An 11,815-nucleotide genomic window follows, 5' to 3' on the forward strand; every position below is an offset into this window, starting at 1 on the left:
GCGACCATCCGGCAAGGAGGTCGGCGTCGATGTGCTCGCCAGCCTAGGGGAGTGGCCTAACGCTGACGAAAGTGATTGGTAGTTTGGTCTAAACCCGAGTGAGCAGGAGCAGTCATGTTTGTGGGCATCACCAACACGCCGCGGGATTACGCCTGGGGTTCACACACGGCGATCGCGTCGCAACTCGGGCGCTCGCCGTCTGGAAAACCGGAGGCCGAGTTGTGGCTTGGCGCCCATCCCGGGTCGCCGACGCAGATCGTCGATCCGGCCGCTGACGGCGTCGACGGTGCCGCCGACCTCGTCGAATGGATTGCCGCTGCGCCGGAGACGGCGCTCGGGCCGGAGCTCGCCCGCACGTCGATGTTCATCGGCACGGGGCAGAGCGGACCTGTCCAGAGCGGTACGGGCCAGATCGGTACCGGGCCTGACGACGCCCCGCACGACGTCGCAGCACGCCTGCCGTTCCTGCTGAAGGTACTGGCCGCCGGCGGTCCACTCTCGTTGCAGGCGCATCCGTCACCCGAACGCGCCCGCGCCGGATTCGATTTCGAGAACGAGGCCGGGGTGCCGCTCCACGCGCCTGATCGCAACTACAAAGACCGGTATCACAAGCCAGAATTGATCTTCGCGCTGAGCGACACCTTCGAAGCACTGTGCGGATTCCGTGACCCTGTCGAGGTGCGCAAGATCATCGCCGAGCTGCGCGCGATCGACGTGTCGACGGATGACCCGCAACCCGCTGCGCTGGACTCCCTCGAGAATCGATTGACAGGCCCGGAACCCCTGCACGACGTCGTCGACTGGCTACTGCGTGACGGCCGCGGCGGCGACAGCGGTGAGGTTTCCTGGCTGGTGGAGCGGGTGGTCGCCCTCGCGGCGCACGCCGAGTTCTTGGCCGGCGGAGGAGCGGCGCTGTCGTTCGCGAAGGAATTCGAGACCGTACGCTCACTTGCGGCGTCATACCCGGGCGACCCCGGGATCGTGATCTCGCTGCTGACCAACCGGGTGACCCTGCGCCGGGGTGAGGTGCTGTACTTGCCTGCGGGCAACATCCACGCGTACCTGTCCGGGCTCGGGATCGAACTGATGGCCGCGTCGGACAACGTGCTTCGCGGCGGGTTGACGCCGAAGCACATCGACGTCGATGAACTGCTCGAGGTGCTCGATTTCACCCCGCTGCCGGTGCCGTACCTCAAGCCGATCACGTCTCGTCACGCTCCGGGCGTCTCGGTGTTCCGGCCAGACGTGCCTGACTTCGAGCTGGTACACATCGAGACGGATGCCGTCGGTGCGGTGGCCGGGGACGCCCCGGTCATGCGCCAGTTCACGCTGACGGGTCCGGCTATCGCCCTCTGCACTGCCGGCGGCTTTCTCGTGGCCGGTGCCGCGTCATCCGTCGCCCTGAAGCGTGGGGAATCCGTCTACATCACGCCAGACGAGGGAATGCTCACCTTCGCCGGCGCAGGCGAGGTCTTCCTCGCCACCACCGGCGCCGCCGTCTAGCCGCCGTGAGGGGACAAGAAGTCCTAGTGGGACGCGGTCGTAACTAGGGAAACCTGGCACCTCACGGAGCGAAACGGGAAGGCTAGCCGGCGCGACGCGCGCCGAACGCGCGGCGGTACGCGGTCGGGGTGGTCTGCAACACCTTGATGAAGTGATGCCGCATCACCGCGGCACCACCGAAGCCCGTATCGGCCGCGATCATCTCCAGGCTCTGCGTGGTCTCCTCCAGCAACTGCTGCGCGCGCAGCAGTCGTTGCCGGTTCAGCCAGGCCGTCGGAGTGGTGCCGAGCTCGGCGCGGAAACGACGCGCGAACGTGCGCGGCGACATCAGCGACTGCCGGGCCAGCTGGTCAACTGTCAGCGGCTGGTCGAGGTTCTGCAGCATCCACTCCGTGACGACGGCGAACGAGTCGCTCTGGCACTCGACCACCGGCGACTGGATGAATTGCGACTGCCCGCCATCGCGCTGCGGGGGCACCACCATCCGCTTCGCCACGATGTTCGCCGCCGCCGCCCCCAGTTCCTTGCGCACAATGTGCAGCGCTGCGTCGATACCTGCAGCAGTGCCGGCACCCGTCACCACCTTGTCGTCGTCGACGAACAGCACGTCAGGGTCAACATCCGTTTCGGGGAATGCCGCGGCGAGATCATCCGTGTACATCCAGTGCGTCGTGCTTCGACGACCGTTCAGGATGCCGGCCTCACCGAGAACGAACGCCCCAGAGCAGACGCTGAGCACCCAGGCACCGCGCGCCTCAGCCTCCCGCACGACGCGCAGAATCTCCGGGTGGATCTCGCTGCCGTTCTGGTAGGCCGGAATCGCGATCAGGTCGGCGTCCGCGGCTGCGTCGAGCCCCTCGGTCACGATGATGTCGAAGCCGAGCTTCGTGCGGATCGGGCCAGGCTCGGCCGCGGTCAGGTGGAAGTCGAAGGTCGGCCCGCCGTGGTCGCTGCGATCGATGCCGAAGACCTCGCAGATGACGCCGAACTCGAACGGCGCCATGCCCGGGAGTGCGATGCAGACGATCTTGTTGAGCATGAGTGTGTTCCTTCGGGACTGACGCGGAGAGTGGCAGTAATGTGTCGATCACTGGCTACTCTGCCACTCGCGGCAGAATATCGCAATACCTAGACTTTCTGCCATGACAATCTTATTCCTGGCTCTCGGAGCACTGGTTCTCTGGGGCGTGCTGGCTACGATCCTCGGGTTGGATGGCGACGGCTACGGTCGCGCCGAGATCCGTGACCGCAACCGCAGCCCAGAGAAGCTGTCGACTCTCCGCCACTGACACCTGCCGACACATCTGCCGACGTACCTGCCGGTACTCTGGTCGAGGCTCGCAACGCGGGTCGCGACGTGAGCGGATGAGGGTGGATATGGCTTGGCTGGTCACGGGCGGTGCCGGATATATTGGAGCACACATCGTGCGGGCGTTCCAGGCCGACGGCATCGATGTGGTTGTCATCGACGATCTCTCGAGTGGCCACGCCCAGTTCGTGCCTGACGGTGTGCCGTTCGTTCGCGGCAGCATCCTGGATCGCCCGCTCCTCGACCGCACCTTCGCAGAGCACACCATCACCGGTGTCGTGCACGTCGCCGGCTTCAAGTACGCCGGAGTGTCTGTGCAGCGCCCGTTGCACACTTACGAGCAGAACGTGACAGCGACCGTCACACTGCTCGCCGCCATGCAGGAAGCCGGTACCGACAGAATCGTGTTCTCGTCGAGCGCCGCCGTCTACGGCACGCCGCACACCGACCTCGTCACCGAAGAGACCCCGAAGAACCCGGAGTCGCCCTACGGCGAGTCCAAGCTGATCGGCGAATGGCTGCTGCGCGACCAGGGCGTCGCCACCGGGCTCGCGCACACCTCCCTGCGCTATTTCAACGTCGTCGGCTCCGGCTCACCAGAACTTCGCGATACCAGCCCGCACAACCTTTTCCCGCTCGTGTTCGACGCCCTCGTCGAGGGGCGCACGCCGCGCATCAACGGCAACGACTATGCGACACCAGACGGCACGTGCGTGCGCGACTACATCCACGTCGCCGACCTCGCGCGCTCGCACGTCGCCGCCGCCAGACGCCTCGACGCCGGCGAGCCCGTCGAAGCCGTCTACAACCTGGGGTCGGGCACCGGTGTCTCCGTCGGAGAGATCATGTCGACGGTCGCCAGCGTCACCGGCATCGGGTTCGAGCCAGAAATCGGGCCGCGCCGCCCGGGGGATCCAGACCGAATCGTCGCGTCTGGCGAGCTCGCGTCCCGCGATCTCGACTGGAAAATGCGGCACACTCTTGATGAAATGGTGCAGAGCGCATGGACATCCAGGCAGTCCGCAGCCCTGTAACCCATGCGGGGGAGGGCCGCGAGTTCTTCCGCGACGGTCGGGGCCGATTTATCTCTGTCTGAGAACGCCCGGCGCGTCGAAACTCTACAGCCCGTGTTGAGGGTTTACGATCTGCGACTTGACGGATAGCGAACTACACCGGTGTAATTAGTAACAACGCACAAACCATGAGCGTTGCACAAGGGGTGGGAGACGATATGGCTATACCTGAGTATCGTTCCGGAGTACCCGACGACTGGTTCGTCGATCCCGTTCGATTGGGAGTACCCGGAGTCCGTGCGCATTTAGACGACGACAACCCTCTGGCATGGCAGGCTGACTCGCTGTGTGCGCAGACCGATCCTGAAGCGTTCTTTCCTGAAAAGGGCGGGTCTACCCGTGACGCCAAGAAGATCTGCACATCCTGCGAAGTCAGAACGCAGTGCCTGGAGTACGCGCTGTCCAACGATGAAAGATTCGGCATCTGGGGCGGTCTGAGCGAGCGGGAACGCCGCAAGCTCAGAAAACGCGCGGGCTGACACTCGCGCAGGGTCTCACCGTGCCCCCTTCGGGGTGGCCACGGCGCGGCCTATTTCCGGTGCGTCCTGTGTCACTCCGGCGCGTGGGCACTTTGCCGACCTAGGCTGTGTTCGATATGCAACCCCGAGTCACCGCCATCCTTGTAGCGCGCAACGGCGCTTCGCACCTTGAGCGAACACTCGAGGCGCTCCGTTCACAGACCCGTCAGCCAGACATCGTCATCACTGTCGATTGCGGGTCGACGGATGCCACGAGCGAGCTGCTTTCCCAGTTCGGGCCTACCCATTTCCTCTCGGCCGATTCCGACCTCACCTTCGGGCAGGCAGTCAACGCCGCCGTGCGGATCACCCAGCAGCCCACGAGCGAACACGAGATGCTCTGGCTCCTCGCCCAGGACAGCGCACCGGAGCCGGGAGCCCTGGCCGCGCTGCTCGGCGAACTGGAGATCGCGTCGTCCGTCGCCGTCGCAGGGGCAAAGGTCATGGAGTGGGACGCCGGTGACTACATCCACCAGTTCGGCCAGTCGATCACCCCACTCGGGGCGACCGTCACGCTCGTCGAGAATGAACTCGACCAAGCGCAGCACGACGGGCTGAGCGACGTTCTCGCCGTGAGCGCGGGTGGAATGCTCGTGCGCCACACCGTCTGGGAGCACCTCGGCGGTTTTGACCCTGGTCTCCCCGTCGTTGACGACGCACTCGACTTCTGCGTTCGGGTGCGAATGGCCGGACATCGCGTGTCTGTCGTCGCACCCGCGCGGGTGGTGTCGGCTGGCGATGGTATCGCCGGGCCAGACGAGTCCTCCCGTGGTCGTTCCAGACGCAAGCGGCAACGAGTGACCAGATCAGCGCAGCTGCACCGCCGCCTGGTCTACGCGCCGGCGTGGGCTGTGCCTCTGCACTGGCTGACCCTGGTACCGCTGGCGATCCTCCGTTCCATCGGCCAGCTGCTGCGCAAGGAACCAGGCGCCATCCTCGGCGAGTTCGCTGCGGCGTTCAGTGCGGCCTTCAACGGGATGCGTGTGAGCAACGCCCGCAAGCAGTTTGCGGCGACCCGCACCCTCGGCTGGGCCTCGATCGCCAGCCTGCGCGTGCCGTCGGCCGAGGTGCGTCGCCGTCACGCGCTCAAGCGCGAAGCGAGCGTGACGGGCCTCCGCGGAACCCGGCCGGAGATCCGTTTCTTCACCGGTGGAGGCGCGTGGACCGTTCTCGCTGCCGCCGTGGCCGGCGTCGCCATCCTTGCTCCGCTCCTCGGCGCTTCCACCCTCACCGGCGGCGGACTCCTCCCGCTCGACAACACGCCAGGCGAACTCTGGCGGAGCGTCGCATACGGATGGCGGGACATCGGGCTCGGATTCGTCGGTGCCGCCGATCCGTTCGCGTTTGTGGTCGCCATCCTCGGCACATTGAGTTTCTGGGCGCCGTCGTTCGCTCTTGTACTCCTCTATTTCCTGGCCTTCCCGCTCGCCGCGTTCGGCGCCTGGATGGCCGCCACCCGGCTCACCGACCGGGGCGGCCTGCGCGCCATCGCCGCAGTGTTGTGGGTGCTCGCTCCCACCTTCCTCAGTGCGATCGCAGCCGGCCGGCCTGCCGCGATCCTCGTGCACCTGCTGTTGCCGTGGTTGTTCTTCGCGGGCTTCGCCGCTGCGCGCTCGTGGTCGGCGTCGGCATCCGCTGCCCTGCTGTTCGCCGCGGTGATCGCCTGCGCGCCGTCGCTGGCTCCTGCCCTGCTGGTGGGCTGGATCGTCTGCGTCGCCGTGAGTGGCCGCAGCGTGATGCGGTTCATCGCCATCCCGCTGCCCGCCTTGGTGCTGGCGGCACCACTCATCTGGGACCAGACCATTCGCGGCAATTGGCTGGCATTGCTCGCCGACCCTGGAGCACCGGTCGCCCACGCCGGTGTCTCGGTGTGGCAGTTGTTGCTCGGCTTCCCGTCGGGCGGGCTCGGCGGATGGGGTGCGATCGTTCAGAGCCTCGACCTGCCGAACCTGACTGCTCAGATCGCGGTGCCCGCCCTGCTCGCGCCACTTGCCGTCATCGCGCTGGTCGCCCTGTTCCTGCCCGGCTCGCGCACCGCCACGTTCTCGCTGCTTGCGGCGCTGCTCGGATTCGCCACCGCCGTCGCCGCCAACCTGCTGCAGGTCGCCTCGATCGGTGAGGCGACTCTCAGCGTATGGCCCGGGGCCGGGCTCAGTCTCTACTGGCTCGGAATCATCGGAGCCCTCATCGTCTGCCTGCGCCAGGCAACCTACGCAATGGTGCCCGCTGTGGCTGCCGCCCTCACCCTGCTTGTCGCAGCAGCACCACTGGCGGCTGCTCTTCCGCTCGGCACCAGCGTCGTCGCGGTCGGCGCCGAGCGCACCCTGCCCGCATTCGTCACCGCTGAAGCCCAGACAACACCGAGGGTCGGAACGCTGCAGATCGTGCCACAGCCAGACGGCGGAGTACTCGCGACCATCGTGCGCGGTGCCCAAGTCTCGTTGAACGACCAGTCGACGCTGGCCAGCACCAACCAGGAGCTCAGCGATCGCGAGCAGGAGCTGGCCGTTCTGGCGGGCAACCTGGCATCACGAAGCGGGTTGGATGCGACGGATGGACTTGCTGAGTTCGGCATCCGTTTTGTGCTGTTGCGGCCGCCTGCGGTTGCTGCAGTTCCGCCGGGTGCCAGCCCGTCGGTCACGCACGAGGCGTCGTCGACTCTGCACCGCGCGGGCGTCGCCCTTGACGGGAATTCAGCGCTGGTGCCGGTCGGTGAGACCGACTTCGGACAGCTCTGGCGGTTCGACGCCGCAGATGACAGCGCGGCCAATGGCGCGATTGAGAAGAACGCCGGCGCACCGATCGGACTGATTGCGCTGATCGTCGCCGCTGTGGTGATCGGCGCGACGATCCTCCTCTCGATCCCGACCGGAGCCGGTCGTGAGGCTGTTCGCCAGGCGAATCGTGACGCGATTCGGCAGACAGCCAGGGCGAACGCGAAGAAGAAGCGGCAAGAACGGCGCGCGACACTCATGAAGGCGGGAGCCGTTGCCGGCGCAACGACCGAGTCTGATGACACGCCTGACGTGCCTGACACGCCTGACACGCCTGACACGCCTGACACGCCTGACACGCCTGACACGCCTGACGCGCCTGACGAGCCAGAGCACGACATCGATGCACCAGCCGAGCCAGTGCCCGATTCCGATGCGCCCGGCGAGCCTGAGATCAAGCCCGAACCGAAGGCCGACCCGACGCCCGAGTCTGAGACTGAGACCGAAGGCGAGACCCCGCAGGTCGAATCGGAGAAGCATCCGTCCATCGAGCCCGAGGCCACCGGCGAAACACGAACCGAACCGACCCGGTCCGAACCCACCCAGCCACACCCCACCCAGGAGGACGACGATGCCAAGTAAGCACGGACTCGCCCTGTTCGGTGTGCGTGCCGTCAGCGGGCTCGTCGGAATCGGCGTTGCGGTCGTTGCGGTCGCTGCTGCTGCGCTTGTGCCGTGGCCGACGGCCCCGGCACCGCCGCCGTCCGCCATCGTCTCTCCTCAGCCAGCCGATCAGCAACGCGTGTGCCCTGGCCCGCTGCTCACCCTGGCCGAGGACTCCGCGCAGGCATCAACCGCGACCTCTGTCGGCGGGGCCGACGGCACGTTCGCTGCCCTCGAACCGGGTTCAGACGAACTCATCAGTCCCGAGGTCACTGATCTCGATGCGGCCGACAATACCGACAGCGCCAGCGACGGTGCCCCACAGCTGCTCAGCGCTGATGTGCCAGACGGCGCCACCGAGGCGCCACTGGTCGCCGGCAGCCAGTCTCAGACCGCCAGCGGCGAAACTCTCAGCGGTTTTGCCGCTGCGGCGTGTGGCGAGGCGGCGAGTGATTCCTGGCTTGTCGGCGGGTCCACCGACATCGGGCACACCAGCCTGGTGCTGCTCAGCAATCCGACGGAGGTCGTTGCAACGGTCGACCTCATCGTGTACTCGGAGACCGGGCTCGTCGATGCCCCCGGTTCCACCGGCATCCTCGTGCAGCCGGGATCCCAACGCATCGTCTCCCTCGCCGGTCTCGCACCGAACGTCAAGTCGACGGTGGTGCACGTGCAGTCACAGGGCGGTCAGGTTGCCGCATCCCTCGAGCAGAGCCTCATCCACGGCATCGTGCCTGCGGGCGTCGAGCTCATCGGACCGAGCACACAGCCGACAACGGTCCAGTCGATCGTCGGGCTGCAGGTCACGACACCGGTTGCCGCGGTGACGGATGACGGTCACGACCACGCAGACGAGGGCGTACCCGCGATTCGGGTACTCGTTCCCGGAGACTCGCCGGCGACCGTGCAGATCGGCGTGCAGAGCGAGAGTGGCAGCGCCGACGGCACCTCACTTCAGGTCGAGCTCGAACCGGGCATCGCCACCGAGGTGCCGCTCGACGGGCTCACTCCTGGCAGCTACACGGTGACCCTCGACTCTAACCAGCCGGTGGTCGCGGCTGCACGCACCACCGCAACCGGCGAGGCAGAGGACTTCGCCTGGTTCACGACATCCGGCACCCTGTCTCGTGATTTCCTGCTGGGCGTCGCCGATGGGCCGACACCGACACTGCATGTCTTCAACAGCAAGGCGACGGATGCCGAACTCACGCTGACTCCGCAGAGTGGCGAGGCCATCGACCTGGTCGTGCCTGGCGGGCAATCCGTGATCGTGTCGCTGAAGCCCTCGTCGCGCTACTCGGTCTCCGGTGCGGACGGCACAGTTGCGTCGGTTGGGTACGCGGGCGACGGACGCGTCTCGTCGTTCGCCGTGCAGCCCGCCGGCCCGCTGGCCACGCCGATCACCGTCTACGCCCACTGAGCTTCCCGCCGGCAACTCGACGCTGGGTGTCTTCCTAGAAGTGGTGGAAACGGTCCGGCGCGAGGTCCCACGGATCCTTGCCGAGCAACTCGGCGATCCCGCGGAACACGCAGCTCTCGATCACCAGCCGCTTGTGCAGGTCATCATCGCGGTGCAATCGGCTGAGCCGCTGGATCGGCAGCCGGTAGAACACCACCCGACGCTCGGCCGGATACGTCGACCAGCGCTCGACACCGACGCCATCAATCACCGACTGCGGACCTGGCGCGATTTCAAAGCTGACGCCGTCGAGATCGTCTGGCCACACGCCGCGCAGGTACTCCACCGTCGAGGCGACCGTCATGTCGAACAGGTTGATCCTGGTGCGAAGAGGCGCCAGGTACGGACCGGTCGCCGAACTGCGGATGCCGCGTCCGTGGCGATCACGACCGCGTCCCCGTTTCAAAGGCGCGGGCGCAACGGAACGACGTGACCTTGGCATGTCGCCATCCTACTTCGGCCCGCGGCGGGGGTACTGTGAAAGACGATGTCAAACAGGCCGTGTTCCCGTATCTCCTGCTCCGCAGAGGCCGTCGCAACGATGACCTTCGTCTACGCGGATTCGATGGCGGTGCTCGGCCCTCTCTCCGCCACCCACGAGCCGCACACCTACGATCTCTGCCAGCGTCACGCCGAGCGTACCTCCGCTCCACAGGGCTGGCAGGTGGTGCGGCACAAGGTCATGGGCGATGTGCTCGGTGAGGTAGGTTTTGGGGCATGAGTTCAGCCCCTTCCGATGACGCCATTGCCCACCTCAACGCCATCGTCAAGACCTACGATGTGCGCGGTCTCGTCGGCCAGACCCTGACCGCCGACATCGTCGCAGCCCTCGCGGCCGGCTTCGTCGACGAGGTCGAAGCAGCCGGAACCGACGTCATCGTCGGCCACGACATGCGCGATTCCTCTCCCGATTTCGCGGCGAGCTTCGCGCGCGGCGCACAGGCGCGCGGCGCCAACGTCGTCAACATCGGGCTGTGCTCGACAGACGAGACCTACTTCGCCTCCGGCCGCTTCCAGGCGCCGGCCGCCATGTTCACCGCGAGCCACAACCCGGCGAGCTACAACGGCATCAAATTCTCCCGCGCAGGCGCGCAGGGAATCAGTATGGACACCGGGCTCGGCGCCATCCGTGACCGTGCAGCCGCGTACCTTCCAGGCGGCGTGCCGGATGCTGCAGAGCCGGGTTCGTATCGCGAGACCGATGTGCTCGCGGACTACGCCGCCTACCTACGTGCCCTGGTCGACCTGTCGAACATCCGCCCGATCCGCATTGTGGTCGACGCGGGCAACGGAATGGGTGGGCTCACGGTGCCCGCCGTGCTCGGAGAGGCGGCCGGACTGCCGAAGCTGCCGATAGAGATCATTCCCCTCTACTTCGAACTCGACGGCACCTTCCCGAACCACGAGGCGAACCCGTTGGAGCCGGCCAACCTGGTCGACCTGCAGAAGGCGGTCGTCGAGCACGGTGCCGACATGGGCCTCGCCTTCGACGGCGACGCCGACCGCTGCTTCGTCGTCGACGAGACCGGGGGAGCGGTCAACCCGTCTGCCGTGGCTGCGATCGTCGCCCGCCGTGAGATCACCAGGGTGCGCGCCCTGCAGCCAGAGGGCGACATCATCGTCATCCACAACCTCATCACCTCCCGCGTGGTCGAGGAGACGATCGAGGCCGCCGGCGCCGTCGCCGTACGCACCAAGGTCGGCCACTCGCTGATCAAAGACGAGATGCGCGCCACCGGCGCGATCTTCGGCGGTGAGCACTCTGCGCACTACTACTTCCGCGACTTCTGGGGCGCAGACAACGGCATGCTCGCGGCCATGCACGTGCTGGCCGAATTCGGGCACCAGCCGCGCCCGCTCTCCGAGCTTTCTGCCGCATTCACCCCGTATTCGCTGTCTGGCGAAATCAACTCCACCGTCGAGGACGTGCCCGCCGCGTACACCCGCATCGTCGAGGCGTACACCGGCATCGCGGACTTCGACGAGCTCGACGGGCTCACCGTCACCGGACTGACCGGCGGCGACGAGCCGTTCTGGTGGTTCAGCGTGCGTCCCTCCAACACCGAACCGCTGCTGCGGCTGAATGTGGAGGCCGCCACCGCTGGCGAGATGGCGCGCGTACGCGACGATGTCCTGGCGCTGATCCGCGCCTGAGCCCTGCCCGCGGCATCCGTCGCCCCACCCTGCCGCCCCTGCCGCCCCGTCAAGCCCCATCCCCGCAGCCCCCGCCCCGTCACCCCCGATACCGTTCGACGGAGATTTTGCCGAAATTCGTCCATTCGCTGGTTGTCAATCTGGTGTGACCTGTTTGGTGTGTTTATCCTGCGAGGAGTTCGAGCAGGGTAGGTGGGGTGTGGGTTTTGCCGTCTTTGTGGGCGAGGTTCAGGGTCACTTGCTGCGGGGGTGGGCTCACGACGGGTGGTTTCCGGTAGCGGTGTGGGTTGGCCTGGTAGGCGGCATCGAGGGTGGCTTGGCGCTGCTGGGCGGAGTGAAGCCATGAGCCGTCATAGACCTGAGCGGGCGTGAATCCGGCTAGCGACGAGTGGTGGTGATGGTCGTTGTAGTGCTCGACGAAA

At 66.6% G+C, this 11,815-nt stretch carries 10 protein-coding genes and 1 pseudogene; 8 read left to right on the top strand and 3 right to left on the bottom strand.

Features of this window, described 5'->3' with window-relative positions:
- Positions 1–114: 114 nt before the first annotated feature.
- Positions 115–1,503 carry a mannose-6-phosphate isomerase, class I gene (gene manA / locus K323_RS0109205; protein ID WP_022884997.1) on the top strand — a complete coding sequence of 463 codons (1,389 nt, stop codon included), beginning with the start codon at positions 115–117 and terminating at the stop codon, positions 1,501–1,503.
- Between the two features lie 82 nt (positions 1,504–1,585).
- On the opposite strand, the gene K323_RS0109210 is transcribed toward manA, so the two are convergent.
- Positions 1,586–2,542, bottom strand: a complete 957-nt coding sequence (locus K323_RS0109210) for a GlxA family transcriptional regulator (protein WP_022884998.1) — start codon at positions 2,540–2,542, stop codon at positions 1,586–1,588.
- A 103-nt stretch (positions 2,543–2,645) separates the two neighbouring features.
- On the opposite strand from K323_RS0109210, the gene K323_RS29795 reads away from it, so the two are divergent.
- The 5 genes from K323_RS29795 to K323_RS0109235 all read left to right on the top strand — a co-directional run bounded on the left by K323_RS29795 (position 2,646) and on the right by K323_RS0109235 (position 9,200).
- Entirely contained in the window at positions 2,646–2,792 is a 147-nt protein-coding gene (locus K323_RS29795) for a hypothetical protein (protein WP_022884999.1), read from the top strand.
- A gap of 88 nt (positions 2,793–2,880) precedes the next feature.
- A complete protein-coding gene (gene galE / locus K323_RS0109220) occupies positions 2,881–3,846 on the top strand; it encodes a UDP-glucose 4-epimerase GalE (protein WP_022885000.1) in 966 nt (321 codons plus the stop codon).
- A 197-nt stretch (positions 3,847–4,043) separates the two neighbouring features.
- Positions 4,044–4,364: a WhiB family transcriptional regulator gene (locus K323_RS29400; protein WP_022885001.1), complete on the top strand. Its 321-nt coding sequence runs from the start codon at positions 4,044–4,046 to the stop codon at positions 4,362–4,364.
- 116 nt (positions 4,365–4,480) lie between these two features.
- Positions 4,481–7,759 carry a glycosyltransferase gene (locus tag K323_RS25210; RefSeq protein WP_022885002.1) on the top strand — a complete coding sequence of 1,093 codons (3,279 nt, stop codon included), beginning with the start codon at positions 4,481–4,483 and terminating at the stop codon, positions 7,757–7,759.
- Positions 7,749–9,200: a DUF5719 family protein gene (locus K323_RS0109235; RefSeq protein ID WP_022885003.1), complete on the top strand. Its 1,452-nt coding sequence runs from the start codon at positions 7,749–7,751 to the stop codon at positions 9,198–9,200. The genes K323_RS25210 and K323_RS0109235 overlap by 11 nt, the downstream gene beginning before the upstream one ends.
- 34 nt (positions 9,201–9,234) lie before the next feature.
- Here K323_RS0109235 and K323_RS0109240 read toward each other — a convergent pair whose 3' ends face one another.
- Positions 9,235–9,681: a metallopeptidase family protein gene (locus tag K323_RS0109240; RefSeq protein WP_026851464.1), complete on the bottom strand. Its 447-nt coding sequence runs from the start codon at positions 9,679–9,681 to the stop codon at positions 9,235–9,237.
- Positions 9,682–9,726: 45 nt separating this feature from the next.
- On the opposite strand from K323_RS0109240, the gene K323_RS0109245 reads away from it, so the two are divergent.
- Both K323_RS0109245 and K323_RS0109250 read left to right on the top strand, forming a co-directional pair.
- Complete coding sequence (locus K323_RS0109245) at positions 9,727–9,960, top strand: DUF3499 family protein (RefSeq protein ID WP_022885005.1); 234 nt, start codon at positions 9,727–9,729, stop codon at positions 9,958–9,960.
- Entirely contained in the window at positions 9,957–11,393 is a 1,437-nt protein-coding gene (locus tag K323_RS0109250) for a phosphomannomutase/phosphoglucomutase (RefSeq protein ID WP_022885006.1), read from the top strand. Before K323_RS0109245 ends, K323_RS0109250 begins: the two co-directional genes overlap by 4 nt.
- A gap of 163 nt (positions 11,394–11,556) precedes the next feature.
- On the opposite strand, the pseudogene K323_RS30030 reads toward K323_RS0109250, so the two are convergent.
- A pseudogene (locus K323_RS30030) lies at positions 11,557–11,815 on the bottom strand (hypothetical protein); the annotation flags it as partial.

The organism is Glaciibacter superstes DSM 21135 (assembly GCF_000421145.1).
GTDB lineage: Bacteria > Actinomycetota > Actinomycetes > Actinomycetales > Microbacteriaceae > Cryobacterium > Cryobacterium superstes.

Bases quoted from the DNA above. Each gene is read 5' to 3' on its own strand.
- K323_RS29400 (WP_022885001.1), top strand. From the start codon at position 4,044: ATGGCTATACCTGAGTATCGTTCCGGAGTACCCGACGACTGGTTCGTC.
- K323_RS29795 (WP_022884999.1), top strand. From the start codon at position 2,646: ATGACAATCTTATTCCTGGCTCTCGGAGCACTGGTTCTCTGGGGCGTG.
- K323_RS0109245 (WP_022885005.1), top strand. From the start codon at position 9,727: ATGTCAAACAGGCCGTGTTCCCGTATCTCCTGCTCCGCAGAGGCCGTC.
- K323_RS0109210 (WP_022884998.1), bottom strand. From the start codon at position 2,542: ATGCTCAACAAGATCGTCTGCATCGCACTCCCGGGCATGGCGCCGTTC.
- K323_RS0109250 (WP_022885006.1), top strand. From the start codon at position 9,957: ATGAGTTCAGCCCCTTCCGATGACGCCATTGCCCACCTCAACGCCATC.
- K323_RS0109235 (WP_022885003.1), top strand. From the start codon at position 7,749: ATGCCAAGTAAGCACGGACTCGCCCTGTTCGGTGTGCGTGCCGTCAGC.
- galE (WP_022885000.1), top strand. From the start codon at position 2,881: ATGGCTTGGCTGGTCACGGGCGGTGCCGGATATATTGGAGCACACATC.
- K323_RS25210 (WP_022885002.1), top strand. From the start codon at position 4,481: ATGCAACCCCGAGTCACCGCCATCCTTGTAGCGCGCAACGGCGCTTCG.
- K323_RS0109240 (WP_026851464.1), bottom strand. From the start codon at position 9,681: ATGCCAAGGTCACGTCGTTCCGTTGCGCCCGCGCCTTTGAAACGGGGA.
- manA (WP_022884997.1), top strand. From the start codon at position 115: ATGTTTGTGGGCATCACCAACACGCCGCGGGATTACGCCTGGGGTTCA.